This is a genomic window from Ruegeria lacuscaerulensis, assembly GCF_013034685.1.
GTDB lineage: Bacteria > Pseudomonadota > Alphaproteobacteria > Rhodobacterales > Rhodobacteraceae > Ruegeria > Ruegeria lacuscaerulensis_B.
Window position 1 is genome coordinate 382,787 of record NZ_WQGO01000004.1, and the last position, 22,677, is coordinate 405,463.

A 22,677-nucleotide genomic window follows, 5' to 3' on the forward strand; every position below is an offset into this window, starting at 1 on the left:
CACCTAAGACGAATGCGGCACAGCGTATCACGCAAATATGGGCGCGATTTGGGAAAAAATGACTATTGGAGCAGTTGAAGCCGATCTGTGTTTAAAAAAACATAGATGCACAAGACACCCGCTCAGGATAAATCACGCGATGCTGAAGGCACGGGTCGTCTTGTCCCAGTTCATCCCGGATTGCTGCGCAATGTGCTGCATCTGCTTGTTCAATGACCGATCATTCAGCCTGCGACTTAACGAGCGTAACGGCACAAGGTTTCGTTCCCCGTACCCATCGATCAGAAAGAACATACGTATGTCGTCACGCAATCCATAGACGATGTTTTTCCCGTGGATGTCCCGACCCACAATTTGGAACTCAAAAAGCTTTCGGACAAAGATGTTCAGATCATCCAATGTCTCAGCCGTCATTTCCTGCCGCGCGCACATCGACAGCAAGTCCTGCGCTAATGCGCCATCTTCGGTGCTGATCCTCTCGACCACGACGCCGGGCCCGACATCTGTCTGCACGACACCAAAGGACCGCGCCAGTGGCAGTCTGGAAATGTCCAGACCACTTTTCAGCGCCGCCTTCATCTCGCACTCCAGCTCTTTCAAGGCGTTTCGGAATGCTGAATCGGGCAGCAGACGACGCACAGCGCGTTTCATTATGGATCTGTTGCGGCGGATTCTGGGACGCGTCACTTTGATCAGCAACTCTGGCTGGTTGGGGCAGGCATAAACGTTCCGGTGGCCGCCCTTGGCCACAATATCCCGGTCTGAAAGGTGCATGACCTGCACGGAAAAGAGCATCTTCGCGCCCTGGAATCATAAAGCTATTTCGTCAGGATATAGAGTCTTCACTCGGGCGGAAATAGGACGCGTAACAGTTTTGTGACGAGCCTACTGATCCTGATCCGCCAGCACATATTTGCAATCGCAATAGGGGCACTCAACCCAGCCGGTATCCTCGGGGATCTGCAGCCAGACCCGCGGATGGCCCAGCGCACCCTCGCCGCCGTCGCAGGCAACACGAGAGGTTTCGACGATCTTGGTTTCCGGCGCTTCGATGGTCACGGCTGGCGATCCTTCTTCGGTTGTCGGCCTCGCGGGCATGGTTTAGGTGCGTTTATGAGCGATGAGCAAACCGGGGGCAAGAGCCACATGAGCGATGCGGCAATCAGGATCGAAGGGCTGCGCAAGACCTATCGTGGCGGTAAGGGCCAGCCTGAAAAGCACGCGCTGAAGGGCATCGATCTGACCGTCCCGCGCGGCTCGGTCTTTGGGCTGTTGGGGCCGAACGGGGCCGGGAAATCGACTCTGATCAACATTCTGGCCGGTCTGGTGGTGAAATCGGCGGGTTCAGTGTCGATCTGGGGGTTTGACCAGGACCAACACCCCCGTCAGTCCCGCGCTGCCATTGGCGTGATGCCGCAAGAACTGAACTTGGACCCGTTCTTCACCCCGCGCGGCGCATTGGAGGTGCAGGCCGGGCTCTATGGCGTACCCAAGTCGCAGCGTCGCAGCGATGAAATTCTCGAACTTGTCGGCCTCAGCGACAAGGCCGAGGCCTATGCCCGCACGCTATCGGGCGGCATGCGACGACGGCTTTTGCTGGCCAAGGCACTGGTGCACCACCCCAAGATTCTGGTTCTGGATGAACCCACGGCAGGTGTGGATATTGAACTGCGTCAGATGCTCTGGACCAATGTGCGCAAACTGAATGAACAGGGCATGACCATCATCCTGACCACGCATTATCTGGAAGAAGCGCAAGAGATGTGCGACGAGATCGCCATCATCAACCATGGCGAAAAGATCGCACAGGACAGCACCGCCAACTTGCTGGGTCGGATGGACAGCCGGACGATGGTGATCGTTCCGGACAACCCTGTGACGAAACTGCCTGCAACAGAAGGGGTCGAAGCCGCGCTGCGCGACGATGGCAGCCTTGTGCTGCAATATCAGGGCAATCAAACCAGCGCCGAGCAGGTGCTGGAAGCCGTCCGTGCCGTGGGTATCCGTATTCGTGACGTGCGTACCGAGGAAGCCGATCTTGAGGATGTGTTCCTTGCACTGACTTCGTCGCGCGCCGAGGAACCTGCAGACGATCAGGACCAGCCGCGCCGGGGAATGCACCGCGTTAAGCTTTAGGCGCGGTCGATCCGCGCCTGATAGCAGTTGTTTCTGGCCGAGCGGACATGGATATAAGCGATATCCGGTGTAGCAAAGATGCCCTTCACCGCTGCGCCGATCTGCTCCATGGGCGTGATCGCCCCGGTGCCATAGACGATCCTGTCATCCGCTCCATAGCCCTTGATCAAATAGTCAGGAGAGGTGGTCAGAATCTCGGGCATCTCTTCCCCCTCATGCCGCTCGCACGGTTTAGCACACAGAAAGATCGGGCCGGTTTCCGCATACGGATGCGTCTCTAAAAAGGGGCGATGGGCCAATATCAGCATCTCTTCGCCTTCGGGAATGTTCTGCAGGCAGTGGCGGCATGGATTGCCTGCACCAGTCGAAACGGCGTGTTCGGGCGTTGCGCCATAAGCATCCGGACCACCGGCCTGAAGGGCGCGTACCTCGTTGGTGGGTAATGCAGTAATTTTGAACATATCGGGCCTCCTTTTTTGCCGACCCTGCCGATCTGATCGATCTCAAGCGACCCGTTTCCTGCGCAAAGGACTCGAAAAAGAACAAAACGTGAATATAATAGTGACTCGCCATGTATGCCGAGCTGTCGATCACATCGAACTTCACCTTCCTCACCGGGGCCTCGCACCCCGAGGAGTATATGGAGCGTGCCGTCACCCTGGGCCTGCCCGCTATTGCGATTGCCGATGACAACTCGGTCGCCGGGATTGTCCGCGCCCACACCCAGGCGCGCGAGATTGCCCGCAAGGTCCGCGAACGGCTGGAGTGGGAAGCGCAGAGCACCTCCATCGGCCCACCCTGCCCTGACCACATCCCCAAACCGCCCTCGTATCCGATTCACGCAGTGCCGCGCCTGATCCCAGCCGCGCGGCTGATCTTTACCGACGCACCTACCGTCACCGCCTTGCCGCTGAACCGACAGGGTTGGGGCAACCTATGCCGTATCCTGTCCACTGGCCGCCTGCGTGCCGAGAAAGGCGACTGCATCCTGCACCTGTCCGACCTTTTGGAGTTTTCCGACGGCCTCCACCTGCTGCTCTGGCCACAAGCGGACCGATCCCAAGGCGGCGCGAGCGCATGGAGGACACACGCGCAACAACTGACGCGCCGCTTTGCCGGGCGGATAAACCTGTTGATGCACCCTCGATACGATGGCGCAGACAGCGCATATTTCTCTTTGTTAGAGACTGAATCAAAGCAACTGGGCATCCCCACACTCGCCAGTGCCACACCGATGATGCATCACGGGGCCCGTCGTAAGCTGGCCGACGTTCTGACCGCCATCCGCCTGCGCCGTAAGGTGGATGATCTGGGCCGCGAGGCATTGGCCAATGGCGAACAGCGCCTGCGCTCCGAGACCGAGATGTTGCGCATCTTTAAAGGTCACGAGGGCGCTGTTGCCCGCGCTCATGCTCTTAGTAAAGACCTCACCTTCTCGCTCGATGAGCTGCGCTATGAATACCCAAGCGAGGGCGACGAACAGGAAACCCCGACCCAGCGCCTGCACCGTCTGGCCCATGAGGGGTTGAACTGGCGTTATCCGGCGGGCGCGTCCGAGAAGGCCAAGAAAATGCTGGCGCATGAACTGACCCTGATCGGCAAGCTGAAATATGAACCCTATTTCCTGACCGTCCGTGACATCGTCACCTTCGCCCGATCCCGCGATATCCTATGTCAGGGGCGCGGTTCGGCGGCCAATTCGGTGGTCTGCTATTGCCTCGGCATCACCGAAGTCAGCCCGGAACTCGGTACGATGGTGTTCGAACGCTTCGTATCCGAGGCGCGGGACGAGCCCCCCGACATAGACGTCGATTTCGAACATGAACGCCGCGAAGAGGTGATCCAGCACATCTATGACCGCTATGGCCGGGAACGCGCGGGCCTCTGCGCCACGGTCGTACATTATCGCGGCAAACGCGCCATCCGCGAGGTGGGGCGAGCGATGGGGTTGACCGAGGATACGATCTCGGCGCTCTCGTCACAGCTATGGGGGTTCTTCTCGGCCAAAGGTCTTGAAGCCGAACGCATGCGCGAGATTGGCCTTGATCCCGACGATAAACGCCTGAAACAGACTCTAATGCTGGTCTATGAGATTGACGGCTTCCCCCGCCACCTCTCGCAACACGTCGGCGGGTTCATCATCACCGAGGGCCGGCTGGATGAACTCGTCCCCATCGAAAACGCCACGATGGAGGACCGTACGGTCATCTGCTGGGACAAGGACGATATCGACAGCTTGGGTATTCTGAAAGTCGATGTGCTCAGCCTCGGGATGCTGACCTGTATCCGCAAGGCGTTCGACCTAATCACGCAGCACCACCAAACCGGCTATACCCTTGCCACCCTGCCGCCCGAGGACCCGGCGGTGTATGACATGCTCTGCAAGGCGGACTCGGTGGGGGTGTTTCAGGTGGAATCACGCGCGCAGATGAACTTTCTGCCCCGGATGCGGCCGCGCAATTTCTATGATCTGGTGATCGAGGTCGCCATCATCCGCCCCGGCCCCATTCAGGGCGACATGGTCCACCCCTACATCCGCCGCCGCAATGGCGAGGATGAGGTCAGCTTCCCCTCGGATGCGTTGGGTGAGGTGCTGGGTAAAACGCTGGGCGTGCCGCTGTTTCAGGAACAGGCGATGCAGATCGCCATCGTCGGCGCGGGGTTCACCCCGGAACAGGCGGACCGGCTGCGGCGGTCGTTGGCGACGTTCAAGAAACATGGCAATGTCAGCGAATTCCGCGCCTTGTTCCTGCGCGGGATGGAGCGGAACGGCTATGAACAGGATTTTGCCGAGCGCTGTTTTTCGCAGATCGAAGGCTTTGGCTCTTACGGTTTCCCCGAAAGCCACGCGGCCAGCTTTGCGCTGCTGGTCTATGCCTCGGCCTGGATTAAATGCCATCATCCGGGGATTTTCGCCTGCGCGCTGCTGAACTCGCAGCCCATGGGGTTTTATGCACCAGCGCAGATCGTGCGCGATGCGCGCGAACATGGGGTTCAGGTGCGCCCCGTCTGTATCAATGCCAGTTTCTGGGACAATGTGATGGAACCCGACGGTCACGGCGGGTTGGCCCTGCGGCTGGGGTTCCGCCAGATCAAGGGCCTGAGCGAGGAAGATGCCAGCTGGCTGACCGCCGCGCGCGGTAATGGCTACCATCAGGTGGATGATGTGTGGCGTCGTGCCGGACTTGGCCCCTCGGTAATCGAACGGTTGGCTGAGGCCGATGCCTTCTCCGCCTGCGATCTGACAAGGCGCGAGGCGTTGTGGCAGGCCAAAGCGATTGCCACCGCGAAGCCCTTGCCGCTGTTCTCGCAGGATCTGGAGGGCGAGGCGCTGGACGAGCCCGCAGCCTATCTGCCACAGATGACGCTAGGCGAGCAGGTAGTCGAAGATTACGTGGCCACCCGCCTCAGCCTCAAGGCGCATCCAGTGGCCCTGATCCGGCATCTGCTGACGCCCGATCCGCGCGACAAAACCACACCTGTTGCGTGACGCCCAAACCGGGTATCGGCCCAGAACAGAGTCGAAAACGGACCAAACATGACCCGCCCCACGCTGTCGCCGCGCTTTCCCGCGACCCCAGATCAGATCAATGCTCAGGTCGCCGCCTTTTACGCCCGCGTGCGCGAGGACGCGGTGCTAGGACCGGTCTTCAGCACACATGTCCAAGACTGGCCCACGCATGAGAAAAAGATCGCCGCCTTCTGGCGCAACGCCATCCTGTATGAGCGCAGCTATGACGGCAATCCGCAGCGGGTCCATATTGAACGGCCCGACGTGCAGCCCGAGATGTTCGCCCATTGGCTGGACCTTTTCGAAGAGGTCGCCACCCAGACCCTGCCACCCGAGACCGCGATCCCGTGGGTCGCACTGGCCCGCCGGATCGGCGTGGGGATGAAGGCCGGTGTGCAATCTGCACGACAACCCAAAGACGCCCCTCCCATCCTGCGTTGATCCCAGGACATGGCGGTTTTGCCATGTTAGCGGTAAAATAGGGGCTATGCGGGTCGGCCAAATGGGTTTACTCAGGGGTACGACAGCCCCAATGCGCTGCGCCCCTACACCGACACATCACCCGAGGCCGCCTCATGAGCACTCAGAACACCACCCTTCGGGGGCTTGGCTATGCGTTTGCGGGCTTTGCCGTTTTTGCGAGCCACGATGTGCTGATCAAAGTGTTGGGTAGCACCTATTCGGTGATGCAGATCATTTTTTTCGCAACGCTGTTTTCCTTTGTGCCAATGGCGGTGACGATCCTGACCGACCGGACAACGGGCAATTTCCGACCACATCATCCGTGGCTGGTCCTGCTGCGCTCGGCCCTGATGGTAACGTCCATGGTCTGCGCCTTCTACGCTTTCTCGGCGCTGCCGCTGGCCGAGGTCTATTCGCTGCTATTCGCCTTCCCTCTGTTCGTCACCGTCCTGTCGATCCCAATCCTGGGGGAGGTCGTGCGCGCACAGCGTTGGGCCGCCGTCGGCTGTGGCCTGATCGGAGTTCTGATCGTCCTGCGCCCCGGTGCAACGGACATCACTCTGGGCCACCTCGCGGCCCTGACTGCGGCGTTTTCCAGCGCGTTAGGGTCTGTTTTGGTGCGCAAGATCGGGAATGAGGAACGCTCGGCCGTGCTGATCCTATATCCGATGCTGCTGGCCATTGTGGTCATGAGCTTGATGCAACCCGCCGTTTACCAACCTCCCTCGCTGCTGCATCTGGCGATGATGGCGCTGGTGGGCGTGTTCTCGGTCGTCGCACAACACTTGATCATCCTTGCCTATCGAGCCGCGCCCGCTGGGGTCGTCGCCCCCAGCCAATACAGTCAGATTATCTGGGCCACATTGTTCGGCATGGTCTTTTTCAACGAGCGGCCCGATGGCTGGGTCGCCGTTGGGGCCAGCATCATCATCGCCTCAGGCGTCTATGTGGTCTGGCGCGAAAGCCGGGCGAACACCTCGTCGGTCAATACCCCGGTTCTGCGGGTCCGCTCGCCACGCTCTGACACCGGCGCAAGCCGTCCCGGCAAATAAAAACGGCGCGCCATTCACAGCGCGCCGTCCTCAAAATCGCAGGTTGAGGGCCTTAGTAAACCACGACCGAGCGGATGCTTTCGCCCTTATGCATCAGGTCGAAACCGTGGTTAATGTCGTCCAGACCCATGGTGTGGGTGATCATCGGGTCGATCTCGATCTTGCCTTCCATGTACCAGTCGACAATTTTCGGCACATCGGTCCGGCCCCGCGCGCCGCCAAAGGCCGTACCGCGCCACGAGCGGCCCGTGACCAGCTGGAACGGACGGGTCGAGATTTCGGCTCCCGCAGGCGCCACGCCGATGATGATCGATTCACCCCAGCCCTTATGCGCCGATTCCAATGCGGCACGCATCACGCCCACATTGCCAGTGGCGTCAAAGGTGTAATCCGCGCCACCTTTGGTCAGGTTGACCAGATAGGGCACCAGGTCGCCTTCTACCTCGTTCGGATTCACGAAATCGGTCATGCCAAACTTGGTCGCCATCTCGACCTTGGCGGGGTTCAGGTCAACGCCAACGATTTGATCGGCCCCGGCCAGACGCAGGCCCTGAATGACGTTCAACCCGATACCGCCCAGACCGAACACGATGGCGCGGCTGCCGATTTCCACCTTGGCAGTGTTGATCACAGCGCCGATCCCTGTGGTCACACCGCATCCGATATAACAGATCTTGTCGAAGGGCGCATCCTCACGCACCTTGGCCAGCGCGATTTCCGGCAGAACCGTGTGGTTCGAGAAAGTCGAGCAGCCCATGTAGTGCAGGATTGGATCACCATCCAAAGTCGAAAAGCGCGAGGTCCCATCCGGCATCAGGCCCTGCCCCTGCGTTTCACGAATCGCCTGGCACAGATTGGTCTTGGGGTGCAGACAGTATTCGCACTCCCGGCATTCCGGGGTGTAGAGCGGGATCACGTGGTCGCCCGGTTTCAGGCTGGTCACACCGGGGCCGACCTCGACCACGATGCCTGCGCCTTCATGGCCCAGAATCGCGGGGAACAGCCCCTCGGGATCCGCGCCCGACAGGGTGAATTCATCGGTGTGGCAGATGCCGGTGGCCTTGATTTCCACCAGAACCTCACCCGCTTTGGGGCCTTCGAGGTTCACATCCATCACTTCCAAAGGTTTGCCTGCCTGAACGGCGACGGCGGCACGGGTGCGCATATTCGGTGTCTCCCTGTCACTTTTGCCTCGACCCTGCGTCAATTGCCGGGCGTTTTCAACTGCGCTTTGATGCCAGCTTTGCTAAACATCTGATATTGCAGAAACGACATTGCCGGAAAGAGGAACGCCAATGCACCGTTTTATTCCCACGCTGGCCCTGCTGACCGCCTGTGCCCAGCCCCCCGCGCCCGAGGATGCGCCCCTGTCGCCCGAACCCGCCCCGGTCGATCTGGCCTTTTGTCAGGGCGAAGCTGTTGCAGGCTCTGTCGGTCAACCGGTTTCGACCATTCAGGCCCAGTTGCCCGAACGGTCCCGCGTTCTGGGGCCGGGTGATCTGGCCACGCAGGATTACCGCATCGACCGGCTGAATGTTTTTGTAGATGAGACCGGGATCATCCAACGCCTGACCTGCGGGTAAGCGTGGACTCGGCGGGCGATTCTACGATAAGAACAAAATGGGAACATTTTGATGTCTGCCAATGCCAAAACGCCGAATACTCTCGCTCTGGTTTCCCCGTCTGGGGGCTGAACGGCTGATCCGCGCTGCGCGGGGGCTGCAAGATGGGCCTTTGGCTGTGGTGACTGAGCAGTCGAACATGCAGGTGATCACATCCCTGAACGCGGATGCGCAGACCGCTGGTCTGCGCGTGGGCCAACCAGTGCGCGACGCTCATGCCATGTGCGCCAATCTGGTGACACGCCCCCGCAACGCCCCGGCCGAGGCTGCGTTTCTGACCGCCCTGCGCCGGTGGGTGGGCAAATTCAGCCCATGGGTGGCTGAAGAAGCGCCAGACGGATTGATCGTGGACCTGTCAGGCTGCGCGCATCTGTTCGGCGGGGAAGAAGCGTTGTTGAACGTGATCGAAACCGACTGCGCCGATATGGGGCTCAGCGTGCAGATGGGCATCGCCGACACGCTGGGTGCGGCCTGGGCGCTGGCACGCTACGCGGGGCAAGAGGCCACCTCCGACCGCAATGGCGACGCCATCAGCCAAGAGGCCCGCGCCACCCGCGCCCGCGCCACCAAGCGGCGGCACTGGACCAAGGGCGGGGCCGCACCGCAAATGGTGGCTGTGGGCAGTGGCGCGCGGATCACAGCGCCGGGGCAATCCTATGGCGCGCTCAGCTCGCTTCCCATTGCAGCGCTGCGGCTTGAGGATCAGGTGGTCGCACAGCTGAACCGTCTGGGCCTGCGCAGGATCGGCGACCTACTGGGGCAGCCGCGCGCGTCGCTGGCGCGGCGATTTGGGCGGGGACTGGTGCTACGGCTGGATCAGGCGATGGGCAGCGCGCCCGAGCCGGTCTCGCCCGCCCGACCGCCGCATCACTTTGCGGTGCGGATGACCCTGCCCAACCCGATCGGTCTGACCGAAGACGTCATGGCCGCCATCGACCGCGTTCTACCGACGCTCTGCACCAAGCTAGAGGAGAAAGCGCGCGGGGTGCGGACTCTGCGGCTGGAAGCCCATCGCGCCGATCAGGCGGCTGAGATCATCGAGGTCGGGCTGGCCCGTCCAACCTATGATAAACACCGCATTCGCCCTTTGTTAGAGATGAAAATCGACCAAATCGATGCGGGCTATGGCATCGACATGCTACGACTTGAGGCGGTGCAGACGGAACCCATCCACGCCCGCACCATGGCCGGTCATGCCGAGGCGCGCCGCGTCGCCCGCAACCGATTGGACGGTAACACCGCTGTCGAAGACCTGATCGGAAAACTAGGTGCGCGGGTCGGGCTGGAGGCGATCACAAGGCGGCACCCGGCGGCCTCGCATATCCCCGAGAAAACCGCACAGGTGCTGGCTGCTGCGTGGTCCGAACCCGCGCAAGACTGGCCTGCACCACCGCGTCCGCGTCCCTTGCAGATGTGGCAACCCGAGCCAGTAGCCGCTCCAGATACCCCAGACGTGCCAGACACATTTCGCTGGCGCGGGCGAAACTGGCAACTGACACAAGCCACCGGGCCGGAACGGATCGCACCGGAATGGTGGCTGGATGACCCTAACTGGCGCAGCGGCGTGCGCGATTACTGGGTGGTTGTGACCGAACAGGGCGAGCGGCTGTGGCTGTTTTACGGCCACGGCGGCACCATGTCGGCGGGCTGGTTTTGCCATGGTCAGTTTGGATAAACCCCTGATTAGAGTCTACTTACCGCGATACACCAGCCAATCCGGCAGGTAATCAATCAGCCGGATCACCCAGGAAAACGGCGCAGGGAAATCGGTGCGGAACCGGCGACGCGCCATGGCTTTGGCCACGCGATCCGCCGCGTCCTCGGGCGTCATCAGCATGGGCATTTTGAAACTGTTCTTCTCGGTCAGCCGGGTCTTGATGAACCCCGGATTGACGATCCGTACGGTTACACCCGATCCGGCCAAATCATGTCGCATCGTCTCGGCCAGCGACACCAGCGCCGCCTTGCTGGACGCATACCCAATCGCCGCTGGCAGACCGTGATAACCAGCCAAAGACCCGATCAGGGTGATATCCCCGCGCCCTGTCTGGACGAACCCCGGCACGGTTTCCCCCAGCACCCGCATGGCCCCAAGATAGTTCACATCGACCATCCTCAGCGCGCGTTCCGTATTCCAGTCACCACTCCGCATGGGATCATAGGCACCAGCGTTATAGACCAGCCCATCGACTGAGCCGGCCTCGGCCGCTGCCGCACAAACAGACTCTAAATCAGTCACATCCATCGCAATCGCACGGGCGTTGGGCAGGGTATCGCAAATCTCGGCCAGACGCTCTGCGTTGCGGGCCGACAGGATCAGATGCGCGCCCTGGCGGCTGAGGGTCTCGGCCAGAGCCCGCCCCAGCCCTTCACTGGCGCCGATGATCCAATATGTCTTTCCGTCAAAGCTGCTCATTCCGGGACCGTTTCATATGCTTTTCTGTTTTACGACCGCCGAGGGGTGCCGGATCACAGGCGGGACAGATAACGCATCTTGTAACCCGAAGTCACAACCTAGTGCATTTTCGAAATTCTTCTAACCCGATTGATCCACCCAAGCCTATTCTGCGTATCTTATTGTAATACGTTACAGAACGAGGCTTGAATGTTCGACGAAACCCGGAGCGGTCGGAAAAAAATCGCAGTAATAGGCGCAGGCATCTCGGGTCTCTCCGCAGCTTACTACCTGTCAGAAAACAATGACGTAACCGTGTTTGAGGCCGAACCCCGGCTGGGCGGTCACGCGCGCACGGTTATGGCGGGAAAGAACGGCGATCAGCCGGTCGATACGGGTTTCATCGTATTCAACTACGTGACCTATCCTTATCTGACCGCCTTGTTTGATGAACTGAACGTGCCGGTTATCAAGTCGGAAATGAGCTTTGGTGCCACCATCGACAATGGCCGCATCGAATACGGGCTGAACAATCTGCGCACCCTGACCGCGCAGAAACGCAATCTTGCGCGCCCCGCATATTACAAGATGATCGCCGACATTCTGCGGTTCGGCAAAGAGGCCCCAGAGGCCGCACAAGACGACGACACCACGATCGGAGAGCTGGTGGATCAGCTGCGCCTCGGCCATTGGTTCCGCCACAATTACCTGATGCCCATGTGCGGCGCGATCTGGTCGACTCCGGTTGAGTTTGTGGATCAGTTCCCCGCCCGCTCATTGGTGCAGTTCTTCCGAAACCATGCACTGCTGGCCAGCGGACGCGCCAAGCAACATCAGTGGTATACAGTCAATGGCGGTAGTATCGAATATGTGCGTCGCATCGACGCCGCGCTACGCGCACGTGGATGCGACATCCGTCTTGACGCGCCGGTGGATCACGTGAAGCGCGATGATGTTGGCGTCACGGTACACAGCCAAGGGCACGCGGATCAATTTGACGAGATCATCCTGGCCACCCACTCCGATCAATCGCTGGCCATTCTGGGTGACAGCGCGACCCAGGGCGAACGCGCCGCACTTGGTGCAATCCGGTATCAGCCGAACACAGCGATCCTGCATTGCGACGAACGCCAGATGCCCCGCCGGCGTGCCTGCTGGTCCAGTTGGACCTATCGGTCGCAAGCCGGAAATGTTGGCGTAACCTATTGGATGAACCGTCTGCAGAACATTCCCGACAGCGATCCGCTGTTCGTGTCGCTGAACGCTTCATCAGAAATTCCCGCGGATAAAATCTATGATCAGGTGGAATTTGCGCACCCGGTCTTCGACAAAGCGGCCCTGAAGGCACAAGGGCAAATCCGCGCGATGCAGGGACAGAACCGAACCTGGTTTGCCGGCGCCTATAACAGGCACGGCTTTCACGAAGATGGGATTGCCAGCGCGATGCATGTGGTCGAGCGCTTGAATGGCACCCAACACACATTCGGAGCTGACAATGAGACTGATGCACAAAACGCAGCCATCGTGGCCTCGGCAAGCGTCTGACTTCTGTCGGGCGACACTCTTGTCCTTGGCCCTGCTGGTGCCGGGCAGCCTGCAGGCCGCTACCGGACTGAATGATCTAGACGATCCGCAACTGCGCGGCACTGCGACCTATCGCTATCTTGGGCTGCCGCTTTACAACGGACGACTTTTTACGCCGGGCGGCGGGGCGTTCGACTGGAACAAGGACTTCGCGCTGGAACTGCAATACCGCCGTAACGTATCAAAAAAGGTGCTGATCAACTCGACCCTGGACGAAATGGACCGCATCGGGCGCCCCGCCCCTGTGCGTGATCAGCTTGAGGTCTGCTTCAAGGCCGTGAAAAAGGGCGATCGTTATCTGGCAGTTTCGGACGGGCCAAATGAGGTATCCTTCTGGCTGAACGGCGCAAAAACCTGCACCATGCGCCATCCGGGCATCAAGCGCAGTTTCATGTCGGTGTTTCTGGGCGAGAAAAGCCGCTCGGCCGCGTTCACGCAGAAGCTCAAAGGTCAGTAATGTTGTATCCGAGGGTCAGCCTCTATGCGCTGATGCTCGCGGCGGCGGGCATCCCGCTTTACATCCACCTACCGCGCTTTGCTGCCGTCAATCTGGGTATAGGGTTGGGGGTAATCGGGACGGTTCTATTGCTGATCCGCCTGATTGATCTGGTGCAAGATCCGCTGATCGGATGGGCCATCGACCGCTGGCCAGGGGCGCAGCTTGCATACGCCGCTGCCGCCGCGCTTGGATTGGCCATCGGATTTCCCTTGCTGTTCGGCCTGCCCGAAGGGGCAAGTATCCCGAAATTAGTCACTGTTTTAATTCTTCTATTCTCTGCCTACAGCCTAGGCACGATCCTTCTCTATGGGCGCAGCGCTACACTTGCCAAGCGAGCCGACGCCCAGGAACTGATGACCCTGGCTGCGTGGCGCGAGGGCGGGCAGCTGACCGGGGTCATTTTGGCAGCCATCGCCCCGGCTGTGTTCGTAGCGCTTGGCGCCGGGGCGCAAGGCTATCCCGCTTTTGGACTGTTTCTGGGGGTGCTGGCCCTTCTCACCCTTGCGATGACCGTTCCAATCTGGCGGCGCGTGCCGATCACCGGACAAGGGATATCTCTGGCGGGGCTTGGACAGGCTGGTGCGTTGCGCCTTTTGGTTCTGGCGCTGGTGAACAGCCTTCCTGTGGCCATCACCTCGACCCTGTTTCTGTTCTTTGTTGAAGACAAGCTGCAACTGCCGGGCAAAGCGGGCCCACTGCTGATCCTGTTTTTCCTCAGCGCAGGCGTCAGCGTTCCGCTTTGGGCACGGCTGAGCAAGCGAATTGGCCCAAAACAGGCTCTGATTATAGCCATGCCCCTGTCTATCGCGGGCTTTATTGGAGCGGCCATGCTGTCGGCTGGAAACCTAGCTGGCTTCGCCGCGATCTGCATCGCTTCGGGCGCGGCGTTGGGTGCCGATATGGTGGTGCTGCCTGCCATGTTCTCGGTTGTACTGACGCGTGCAGGGCTGAATGCCTCAACCGCCTTTGGCATCTGGTCCTTTGCGGGCAAGCTGGGCCTTGCTCTGGCTGCTTTTTTCACCCTGCCGCTGCTGGAACGCAGCGGGTTCACTCCTGGTCAGGCGAACACGACCGAGGCGCTGAAAACGCTCACCCTCGCCTATGCCGTTCTGCCCTGCATTTTGAAACTCGGCGCATTCGGACTGGTTCTGACGCTGCCTACTGAGGTCTCTGCCAAATGAAACTGCTTGTTGTTCTGCTTTTAGCCGTCTTGGCTCTGTTCGTCGCAAAGGGTCGATTTCTGAGCTTCCGATCGCAATCCTCCGCCGATTACGCTGGAACCGGCCCCGCCTTCAAAATGAAGGAAAACCTGAACGGAGAGATCCTGTCCGAAGGGCTGATCTACGGCCCCAACGGCAAGATGACCAATAGCTTTGTTGCCCGCATGGTCGGTGAATGGGACGGCAACACCGGGACGCTGGCCGAGTACTTTACCTATTCCAACGGCAAACAGATGACCCGTAAATGGTACCTGACACTGGGTACCGGCAACACATTCACGGCCACAGCCGACGATATCGTGGGCGAAGGACAAGGCACGATCTCGGGCGCGACGGTCAAGCTGACCTATCGGATTATCCTGCCCGCGGACTCGGGCGGGCACACACTGGATGTCACCGACTGGATGTATCTGACCGAAAGCGGCGTGATCATGAACCGCTCGGAAATGCGCAAGTTTGGCCTTAAGGTCGCCGAACTCGTCGCCACAATGCGCCCCGCGCCTGAGGTCAAAGCCGCGCATCTGAACGGGGCCAACGGGTATGACTCAGACAGCGAAGCAAGGCCCCTGCAATGACCCTGCGCAGGTTTCTGATCACCTTACTTGCCATCTCTGGCGTCGCTGCGCTGGCGTCATGCTCGGCCAAACCGCGCGTGCCCAAGTCGTTCCTGTCAGACCGACAGTTGAACCTGGAAGAGTTCTTTGAGGGTAAAACCGTCGCCTATGGCCAATTTCAGGATGTTCTGGGCAATGTCCCACGCCGGTTCACGGTGGATATCGACGGAACATGGGACGGCACAACCCTGACTCTGGTCGAAGATTTCGTCTATGATGACGGCGCGACCGAGCAGCGCATCTGGACCCTGACCAAAACCGGCGAGGATACTTGGACGGGCACGGCTCCGGGTGTGCTGGGTACGGCTAGCGGGATTGAACGCGGCGATACGTTCAATTGGAAATACAAGATCGATCTGCCGATCAAGGACGGCACCATGCGGGTGAATTTCGATGACTGGATGTGGTTGATGACCGATGACCGGTTGCTGAACCGCGCCTATGTCTCGCGCTATGGTGTGCGCCTGGGCGAAGTCGTACTGTTCTTCGAAAAGAAATAGAAAAAGGGCAGGCGCAAGGGCCCGCCCCAAAATCAGAATTGCCTAGGTCGACTTAGAAGTTGAAGCGCGCACCAAAATCGGCACGGATAAAGCCATCTTCGTCGCCTTCTTTGATCTCGCCGATACCGCCGCGAAGCGATGCGCCGTTGCCCAGATCGTAGATTGCGCCAACACCGATGTTGCGCTCGTCATCATCCGCGTTGCCGTCACCATAAGCGACCAACAGCGTTGTCGCGGCTCCAACGTTATACGAGGCCGAGAAACCATAGGCGGTGCCATTCTCGGCATCGTCCGCGACGTCATCGTCCGCCAGGAACAAAGTACCGTAGAAGTCACCCAATTCTGCACCAAGTGTCAGAACAGTAAGGCTTTCGTCGTCGCCATTCACCAGATCTTTTTCACCATAGGCGACCGAAGCGGTAAAGGCGTCAAACGAGTATGACGCAAAAATATCCCAGCGGTCGGTGCTTTCATCAGACCCGTTCAGAGCAACAGTTTCCTGATCATATGAACCGCCAAAGCTCAGGTCGCCAAGCTGGTACTGAGCGAACACCGCGTTCGCGCCCGAACCCGTCGAACTGTATTCGAGGAACTCGTAGTTGACGCCAACATACTGACCAAGGAATTCTTCCAGGCCCGGTTCATTGCCGAAGTAGTCATCCAGGTTGTCAAACGAACCTGCCACGTTTCCGGCATCGACACGCAGCCCACCGTAGAGAACTGAGAAACGCGCGCCGTTCAGGCCCGCCTCAGTGGCTTCGCCATTGCCGTTGTCTTCGTCGGCTTGCAACCGGACGCGTGCCTGAAATTCAACGCCGCTGTCCGTTTCGACAATCCCGTCGATGTTCAGACGGAACCGCGAGATCAGGATCGTGTCGTCAGTGTCAACATTTGCAGTGTCCGTCGAGGTAACGACGCCACCAGCGGTGTTGAAATTGGTAACGTCGCCAGAGCGATCTTCTTCGTAGCCGATACCAAAGCGGGCGAAGCCGCTGAACTTTATTTCCGCCGAGGCGGCACCTGTGGCCGCAATCAGTGCAGTCGATGCGATGAGGAGTTTTTTCATGGTAAATCCATAAATTTCGAGAGGAGGATGGCCGCAAAGCTGCGCCCGACGCTCCTTTCGTGGATTTACAAAAAATACGCAATATGTAATTTTTGTCCAAATACCAGCATATCGTGCTCTGTTGCATCTATGCATCCATCTGCTTCTGGCGATGCAGCGAGTGTCCCCTATTTATGATGGTTTTGCGCATTCTCCAGGCTGATAACGCAGCTGTGATCCACAAAAATCTTCCTGACTTCTTGCAAATCAATCGCGTCACCCATGTTGGAAAAATCAACCTGGCACCTTGGATGTTTGACCTGCCTTGCGACGGAAATCCGATTCGACGATTGGGCAAGGCATCAATTGCTGGTGTAGAAGAAAGACAGCTTGCGGCTTACGCCTCCTGGCGGTCGGGGGAAAGGTTCAGCGGCGCGTACCTGTTCGCGGGCAGCGCGGTCCACTTCGCGCGAGCCCGAGCTGTCGACCACTTCGACAAATTCCAGCGTGCCGTCGGGGTTGATCTGGAAAAACACCTGCGCGAACCCTCGGGCCGACACAAAGACAAGCGGTGCTCGGTTCAGATGCACCAGCACCTGCCCTTCGTAGTTGGTTTCATTCGCATTGCCCGGCCCGCGACCGCCTGATCGCGTACCGCTATTGCCGGATGTGAACGCGTCGACGCCCCGGCGACGATAGGCCGTCAAAGGCGACTCGATCTCTTGTGCAGGGAAGCGCAGGTTGCTGAAATCACGTGCGCCGTTGGCGATACCCCGTCGTTGAGGAACAGGCTGCCGTTCCGGGCGCTGCGGGCGGATCGAGGTTGTGACAGCCAATTCGGTCGGCGCGTCGTTTTCAACCGGCTCCAGCGCCGTTTCGGGCAAGTCCGGTTCAATCGCCTCACTTTCCAACGGAACAACCGGAATCGCCGTCGCCTCGGGAACCGGCGCAGCTTCAGTCGGGGGCAAAGCAGCCAGTTGTTCCTGCGCCGGCTCGACAGGCTGCGCCTCTTCCAGAGGTTCAGTCGATTCTGCCGCAGCATCCGGATCGCCCTCGGGCGTTTCGGCACGTTCGGCCACCTTAACAGGCGGAGTTTCGTCGGCCTCTTCGCTGGCGGACTGATCGCCATCGGTCCCGTCTACACTTTCAGCCACGTTTGGCTCGACTGGTTCAGTGGCCTCGGGCTGCACGACTTCGGCCTCTCCCAGATCCGGGGCAAAACTTTCTTCGGGGTTGTCCGACGCGACCAGCGCCTCGCTGATGGGAACCTCGGGGGTTTCGGGAATCTCTTCTTCGACCGGCTCTTCCTCGGCGGGGGGCTCGGGCGCTTCGGCCTGTTCCGGCTCAACGGCTTCTTCAGCCTCCTCGGCGAGGTCTTCGAAACTACTGCCCAGCTCAACTGAGTTCTGCGCAGCCGCCTCGCTGCCGTCTTCGGCCAGTCGCGGCGCAGTATAGAGCAACCCCATCAGGTGCAGGATCAACGACACCAGAATGGCTACGACGGCGATGACCACCGAACCCCGGATCATTGCAGCGCCTTTTCCGTCACGACAAAGACAGAACTTGCCCCAAGGCGGCGAAGCTGGCCGGTGATTTCAATAAGCCGCGCGCCGGGGGCCTCGCGGTCCGGTACGATGCGGACGGCACCGGGTTCGCGCCCTTCCATATAAAGCTCGGGCAGAATGGCGTTGCCGCGAAAGCTGAGCGTTCCGTCCTTATGCAGCACCAGTGCATCCGGCGGCTCTCGCCCTTCCAGTTCCGAGGTGTTCACAAGTTCTAGGTAGGGGTCCAGAGGCGTAGCGATCGTTCCCGTGATCAGAAAGAAGATCAACATCAGGAACACGACATTGATCAAAGGAATCGTGGAGTCGCGCTTGCGACGCGGAGTACCTGAGCGGATCATTCCAGCACCAACACGCTGAGGTCTTCGCGCCCGCGCAGACGCACCAGCAAATCGACCAAACGTTGCGAGGTGGTGTCGGGATCAAGGCTGACCAGCACCTGCCCAGTCACAACCTGTTCGGTCAGTTGGTCTAACGTGACCTCGGCCCCGTTCAGCGTCAGACGGTCGGGGCCAAGCTGAACGAACAACCGCTCGGTCTGTGTGTCCGAGGGCTGGCTGCCGCCGGTCGCATTGCTCAGTTCGACTTCGGCAAATTTCGAAAAGGTCGAGGTCAGCATGAAGAACAGCAGCAACAGAAAGATCACGTCGATGAGGGGGGTCATCGACAGGGGCCGCCGGACAAAGGGCGCGCGGTTACGCATGTCCGGGCGCGGCAGCCATGGTCTGAGGTGCGTCAGGCAGTGGAATTGCTTGACCAGGCACAAGAATGGTCCGCAGCGCCTTGTCGGCAAACACCCGTTCCCGCGCGGTGCGGCTTTCGAACCAGGACAGCACCATCGAGGTGGGCATCGCCACCGCCAGGCCGACAGCAGTGGTAATCAGCGCCACCCAGATCCCGCCTGCAAGCAACGACGGGTCAACGGACGAGCCCGCAGATTGCAGGCTCTGAAACGCTTCGATCATGCCCAGAACCGTCCCAAACAGACCCAAAAGCGGAGCCAACTGCGCCACGGTGTCCAGCAAGCGAAACCCACGTTCCAACCCGGCCAAGGCCAGACCGGCCTCGGCATCCAGACGCTGATCCAGGCCGGGGGTTTCTGGCGCGTCCATGGCCACCTCGACCAGCGGGGCCAGATAGCTGCGGCTTTTGGCCAGACGCGCGCGGGCGGTTTGTACGTCGCCATCATCCCATGCCGCCAGCGCCTGCGACAACACCCGGTGCCGCCCCACGCCCGAGGCTGCAAATTGCCAGAGTTTGTAAAGGGTCACCGCCAGCGTCACCACGGACATCGCAATCAGGATCGCAACAACCGGCCCGCCGAGTTCAAGGATCTGTTCTATTGCCTGTATCATCCCAACACCTCTGTATCGGTCCGGCTGCTCAGCGTCAGGGCCACGTCACAGATCGGGCTGTCGGCACCGTCTACAAGACAAGAGCTTGTGCCATTGAAGAGCACCTGCCCCACCCCGGCGCAGGTGATACCGGTCAGATCGAACTGACGCACCCGCACGCGATCCTTTGGCATATCGCGGAATGAAAACAGCGTCAGACGCTCGACCGTACCTTCCGCATCGAAGATCACGGTCTGAAAGCTGGCCGTCTCAATCGCGGTGCCGGTGTCGTTTTGCACCACAAAGGTCAGCCGACAGGCCTCACCAGTATCCTGCATAGTGTTGAGTTCGATCTGCAATCCGCCCGTTTGGGACTGATCAGATTGCGCCAACGCTGCAAAAGGCAAAGTGCCGATAAGAACAGCGGCAACTGTCCGGCGGAGAAACAACATGCGCGTGCTCCTGATTTGTTTCTTGCGGTCCGAAGGCCTGCGACGTTCCGCCGACATTCAGTTACACATATCCAACACAGTCCGTAGGTGAAAGCCATCCCGACAGCTTTGTGATTTGACGCAAAGTTCCGCCACCGCGCCGCTCGAGTTACTGCGATGTGACCAGGGCGCAAGCCAGCAGCCATTCCAGCGCGTTGGATTTCATCCCGTGTTCAGCCGTTATGGCGATGCTGCGGCTTTCGAATATCTGCCCATATATTGGCCATTCGTCCTGATTGAATGGATAAATTGCACCCTCGACCTTTTTAAGTTCCCATTCGTTAAGCTTGCCACCCGCCACGCCAAAGCTGATCTGACCGGGAATGGTTTCATCACCATAGTGGTCGGTCAGCAAAGGGTCGGCAAAGCTGCGCTGACCCAGCCCCTGCACGAAACTGACATTGGCCGGGTTGCAGCCCATCCCGAACCACATCCCCTCGACCGCCGCTGCAAATAATTCCGCAGGGATTTTGCCCGTTGCTGCGTATTGCAGCGCTATCTGCCCCGCCCGCCAGTTCGAGCCGGGGCCAAACCGCAGCCATCCCCGCCCCCAAACATAAGAATCCGTGTTGTGCAGCCCGAAATCCTGACCCATCCGCTTGCCGTTCAGGGCGCGGTATTTGATCCAATTTTCGATCGCGGCAACCAGCTTGGCATCCGTGGCCCGCCCTTCGCGCCCCGCCTTGACGTAGTCTAAATAAGAATTGGCAAAAAACTCTGGTCGCACGCCCTCCAGCGGGGTCTCGGCACGGGGTTCGAACGGGTTGAAATCCTCGAACACCTGCCGCGTGGCGGCATGACCTGTTGCGCGGTATAAGACCGAGGCCGAGGCGATGCGCGCCCGCGAGACATCGGCGCGCGGATCGCCCTGCCCGTCCTCATTTTCAGGCACCGGCTGTTGTTCTGCCCATAGCCAGGCGCGAAGTGCTTCGTCGATCAGCGCATCTCCAAGGGCTGCGTCCCCGCAAACCGTCTTGATCACATGGCCCAGCTTAGCGGCCCCATGGGCAAACCGATACGCAGCCCAGTCCTCTGGCGCATAGGCATACGTCACCTGAACCGGGTTCCACGAGACCGAGCCCAAAATCCCGCTGCTGGAATATTCAACGCCACCGATGATCCCGCCATCCGGCTGCTGCGTGCGCCGCCAGATCGAGGCCCCCCACAGCGCTTCGTGGATCAGATCTGGCAGTACGGTTTCGCCATCCCCCCGGTCCAGGTCATTCTTTCGAGCTGCAACATCACCATGCGCGAAAGGTTTTCCGCTTTCTGGCAGGTTCAGTGCCAAAGCGCGGATATGGGGGTAGGTCTCGACCAGATCGGCCATGTGATAGACCACGTTCATATGCTGGATACGGCGATCCCAGTCACCCGCATCGTGCCAACCGCCCCACGCCTCCGGGTTCGCAGTCATCTGGGACGCGTCGGGGTAGTCTTCGACCCCCAAGGCCTCGGCCTGTTGCGCCAGGGATTTCGCGGCCGAGGCCTTGCCATACCCTTCGCGCGTGTCACCCAGTTTGACGCCGGTCTGCCAGACGGTCAGCCCATCTTCGGGATGACCGTTGCGCGGGCGGGTGCGGCCCTCGCCATAAGGGTCGATAATCGCGCAGCCTGATCTTTGGTGGAAATACCACCGCGCCGCCAGCCGCAACGCCCCGTCATAAACCCTTTGCGTCACATCGAACGGAAACGACTGCCCGACCCCGTCGACCTGAATGTAGTACGATCCGATGTGATCAAGGTCCGAGAAATCGGCCTCATATACATCGCAGCCATTATAGTTAAGGTCCTGCCCATGCGGCTCGGACCCCGGTTTGGCCAGTCGCAATCGCCCCGATCGCAGTTCGGCCCCGTCCTCAGTCGAGATCAGGCGCCAAACCGTCTGTTCGGACAACAGCGCATCGGTATTGCCGCCCTGATTGTTCATGTCATGACCCCACCAGCTTCCGACATAGGCCTTTTTAGGGCCTAGTATTGGATAGCCTTGCTGGCAGAGATGGATGGATTCGCTGAAAGTCTCGGCCTGTTTCCGCGCCGCGGTTTTGGTCACAGACGGCCCGTTCAACGAGACAGTCGAACCGTCGGGAATAACGCGGTCCAGCACAAAGGTCAGTTGGTGCCGCTTGGTGCTTTCCCATCGCCTGACACCAATGGCGCGCGTCGCAACAGGGGTGGTTTTTCGATAAAGCGACCGGATCGTCGCGGGCTGGCCGTCGACCTGAACCAGCCATTGCGCGGGCTGGTCGGCCAAGGCGGCGGTCGGCGCCTCTTGAGGGCCTTGGCGAAAACCGCCTTTGCGGCTGCCCTTGGTTATCTGTGGCCATGGAGTAAAAAACTGCGGCTGTGTTTCGCTTTGACGACCCGAGAAATTGCCCTTTTCCCCGTTCAGCTTTCCACGCGCGCCAAAGGCATTGCCCGTATCTAGGGTCCAATTAGCCCGGTCCTGCGCCGTCACGACAACGGGTTGCGGCAGGTCGAACATCGTATCCATCACCGTCAGTTGGACCACGCTATCGCCCAAAAAACCCATAACAGGGTCTGGAAGCTCGCCTGCTGCGACACTGGAAACCAGCGTGTGGGCAAAGGGCGCAGACAAGGCCAGAGCCGTTCCTTGCAGCAATACTGCGCGCCGTGTGAGTCCCATTGGCTG

Annotated in this window: 23 protein-coding genes; 11 read left to right on the forward strand and 12 right to left on the reverse strand. The window is 59.9% G+C overall.

Annotation, left to right across the window (positions count from 1 at the left end):
• Window positions 1-132: 132 nt before the first annotated feature.
• Complete coding sequence (locus tag GOV80_RS13035; RefSeq protein ID WP_170785283.1) at window positions 133-795, reverse strand: YrbL family protein; 663 nt, start codon at window positions 793-795, stop codon at window positions 133-135.
• Between the two features lie 90 nt (window positions 796-885).
• Window positions 886-1,059 (reverse strand): zinc-finger domain-containing protein, encoded by a 174-nt coding sequence (locus GOV80_RS13040; RefSeq protein WP_170772979.1) that lies wholly within the window; start codon window positions 1,057-1,059, stop codon window positions 886-888.
• Window positions 1,060-1,146: 87 nt separating this feature from the next.
• Between GOV80_RS13040 and GOV80_RS13045 the strand changes: the two genes are divergently transcribed.
• Entirely contained in the window at window positions 1,147-2,136 is a 990-nt protein-coding gene (locus GOV80_RS13045) for an ABC transporter ATP-binding protein (protein WP_170785489.1), read from the forward strand.
• Here the strand turns inward: GOV80_RS13045 and GOV80_RS13050 are convergent.
• On the reverse strand, window positions 2,133-2,597 hold the full coding sequence (locus tag GOV80_RS13050; RefSeq protein ID WP_170785285.1) for a DUF1203 domain-containing protein: 465 nt from the start codon (window positions 2,595-2,597) through the stop codon (window positions 2,133-2,135). The two genes, GOV80_RS13045 and GOV80_RS13050, sit on opposite strands and share 4 nt — an antisense overlap.
• A gap of 110 nt (window positions 2,598-2,707) precedes the next feature.
• On the opposite strand from GOV80_RS13050, the gene GOV80_RS13055 reads away from it, so the two are divergent.
• The 3 genes from GOV80_RS13055 to GOV80_RS13065 all read left to right on the forward strand — a co-directional run bounded on the left by GOV80_RS13055 (window position 2,708) and on the right by GOV80_RS13065 (window position 7,161).
• Complete coding sequence (locus GOV80_RS13055) at window positions 2,708-5,626, forward strand: error-prone DNA polymerase (protein ID WP_170785287.1); 2,919 nt, start codon at window positions 2,708-2,710, stop codon at window positions 5,624-5,626.
• Between the two features lie 48 nt (window positions 5,627-5,674).
• Window positions 5,675-6,088, forward strand: coding sequence for a group III truncated hemoglobin (locus GOV80_RS13060; RefSeq protein ID WP_170785289.1), 414 nt, complete (start codon window positions 5,675-5,677; stop codon window positions 6,086-6,088).
• A gap of 134 nt (window positions 6,089-6,222) precedes the next feature.
• Complete coding sequence (locus GOV80_RS13065) at window positions 6,223-7,161, forward strand: DMT family transporter (protein ID WP_170785291.1); 939 nt, start codon at window positions 6,223-6,225, stop codon at window positions 7,159-7,161.
• A gap of 52 nt (window positions 7,162-7,213) precedes the next feature.
• Here the strand turns inward: GOV80_RS13065 and GOV80_RS13070 are convergent, their stop codons facing one another.
• Window positions 7,214-8,326, reverse strand: coding sequence for an S-(hydroxymethyl)glutathione dehydrogenase/class III alcohol dehydrogenase (locus tag GOV80_RS13070; protein ID WP_170785293.1), 1,113 nt, complete (start codon window positions 8,324-8,326; stop codon window positions 7,214-7,216).
• A gap of 130 nt (window positions 8,327-8,456) precedes the next feature.
• Between GOV80_RS13070 and GOV80_RS13075 the strand changes: the two genes are divergently transcribed.
• Both GOV80_RS13075 and GOV80_RS13080 read left to right on the forward strand, forming a co-directional pair.
• Entirely contained in the window at window positions 8,457-8,744 is a 288-nt protein-coding gene (locus GOV80_RS13075) for an I78 family peptidase inhibitor (RefSeq protein ID WP_170785295.1), read from the forward strand.
• 61 nt (window positions 8,745-8,805) lie between these two features.
• Entirely contained in the window at window positions 8,806-10,458 is a 1,653-nt protein-coding gene (locus GOV80_RS13080; RefSeq protein ID WP_170785297.1) for a Y-family DNA polymerase, read from the forward strand.
• Between the two features lie 15 nt (window positions 10,459-10,473).
• Here GOV80_RS13080 and GOV80_RS13085 read toward each other — a convergent pair whose 3' ends face one another.
• Window positions 10,474-11,199 carry an SDR family NAD(P)-dependent oxidoreductase gene (locus GOV80_RS13085; RefSeq protein WP_170785299.1) on the reverse strand — a complete coding sequence of 242 codons (726 nt, stop codon included), beginning with the start codon at window positions 11,197-11,199 and terminating at the stop codon, window positions 10,474-10,476.
• 189 nt (window positions 11,200-11,388) lie between these two features.
• Between GOV80_RS13085 and GOV80_RS13090 the strand changes: the two genes are divergently transcribed.
• From GOV80_RS13090 to GOV80_RS13110, 5 genes are read left to right on the forward strand one after another with little or no spacing between them, the layout of a single operon-like run.
• Window positions 11,389-12,723: an NAD(P)/FAD-dependent oxidoreductase gene (locus tag GOV80_RS13090; protein ID WP_170785301.1), complete on the forward strand. Its 1,335-nt coding sequence runs from the start codon at window positions 11,389-11,391 to the stop codon at window positions 12,721-12,723.
• 19 nt (window positions 12,724-12,742) lie between these two features.
• Window positions 12,743-13,219 (forward strand): hypothetical protein, encoded by a 477-nt coding sequence (locus tag GOV80_RS13095; RefSeq protein WP_237215819.1) that lies wholly within the window; start codon window positions 12,743-12,745, stop codon window positions 13,217-13,219.
• Entirely contained in the window at window positions 13,219-14,442 is a 1,224-nt protein-coding gene (locus tag GOV80_RS13100) for an MFS transporter (protein ID WP_170785302.1), read from the forward strand. The genes GOV80_RS13095 and GOV80_RS13100 overlap by 1 nt, the downstream gene beginning before the upstream one ends.
• On the forward strand, window positions 14,439-15,056 hold the full coding sequence (locus tag GOV80_RS13105) for a DUF3833 domain-containing protein (protein WP_170785303.1): 618 nt from the start codon (window positions 14,439-14,441) through the stop codon (window positions 15,054-15,056). Before GOV80_RS13100 ends, GOV80_RS13105 begins: the two co-directional genes overlap by 4 nt.
• Window positions 15,053-15,595, forward strand: coding sequence for a DUF3833 domain-containing protein (locus tag GOV80_RS13110; RefSeq protein ID WP_170785304.1), 543 nt, complete (start codon window positions 15,053-15,055; stop codon window positions 15,593-15,595). The genes GOV80_RS13105 and GOV80_RS13110 overlap by 4 nt, the downstream gene beginning before the upstream one ends.
• Before the next feature lie 52 nt (window positions 15,596-15,647).
• On the opposite strand, the gene GOV80_RS13115 is transcribed toward GOV80_RS13110, so the two are convergent.
• From GOV80_RS13115 to GOV80_RS13145, 7 genes are all read right to left on the reverse strand, one after another.
• Window positions 15,648-16,661 (reverse strand): porin, encoded by a 1,014-nt coding sequence (locus GOV80_RS13115; RefSeq protein ID WP_170785306.1) that lies wholly within the window; start codon window positions 16,659-16,661, stop codon window positions 15,648-15,650.
• Between the two features lie 341 nt (window positions 16,662-17,002).
• Window positions 17,003-18,169 carry an energy transducer TonB family protein gene (locus GOV80_RS13120; RefSeq protein WP_170785308.1) on the reverse strand — a complete coding sequence of 389 codons (1,167 nt, stop codon included), beginning with the start codon at window positions 18,167-18,169 and terminating at the stop codon, window positions 17,003-17,005.
• Entirely contained in the window at window positions 18,166-18,543 is a 378-nt protein-coding gene (locus GOV80_RS13125; protein WP_170785310.1) for an ExbD/TolR family protein, read from the reverse strand. Before GOV80_RS13125 ends, GOV80_RS13120 begins: the two co-directional genes overlap by 4 nt.
• Complete coding sequence (locus GOV80_RS13130; RefSeq protein WP_170785312.1) at window positions 18,540-18,866, reverse strand: ExbD/TolR family protein; 327 nt, start codon at window positions 18,864-18,866, stop codon at window positions 18,540-18,542. Before GOV80_RS13130 ends, GOV80_RS13125 begins: the two co-directional genes overlap by 4 nt.
• Before the next feature lie 31 nt (window positions 18,867-18,897).
• On the reverse strand, window positions 18,898-19,557 hold the full coding sequence (locus tag GOV80_RS13135) for a MotA/TolQ/ExbB proton channel family protein (protein ID WP_170785314.1): 660 nt from the start codon (window positions 19,555-19,557) through the stop codon (window positions 18,898-18,900).
• A complete protein-coding gene (locus tag GOV80_RS13140) occupies window positions 19,554-19,988 on the reverse strand; it encodes a hypothetical protein (RefSeq protein ID WP_170785316.1) in 435 nt (144 codons plus the stop codon). The genes GOV80_RS13135 and GOV80_RS13140 overlap by 4 nt, the downstream gene beginning before the upstream one ends.
• 148 nt (window positions 19,989-20,136) lie before the next feature.
• Window positions 20,137-22,671, reverse strand: a complete 2,535-nt coding sequence (locus tag GOV80_RS13145) for a glycoside hydrolase family 9 protein (protein ID WP_170785318.1) — start codon at window positions 22,669-22,671, stop codon at window positions 20,137-20,139.
• Between the last annotated feature and the right edge of the window lie 6 nt (window positions 22,672-22,677).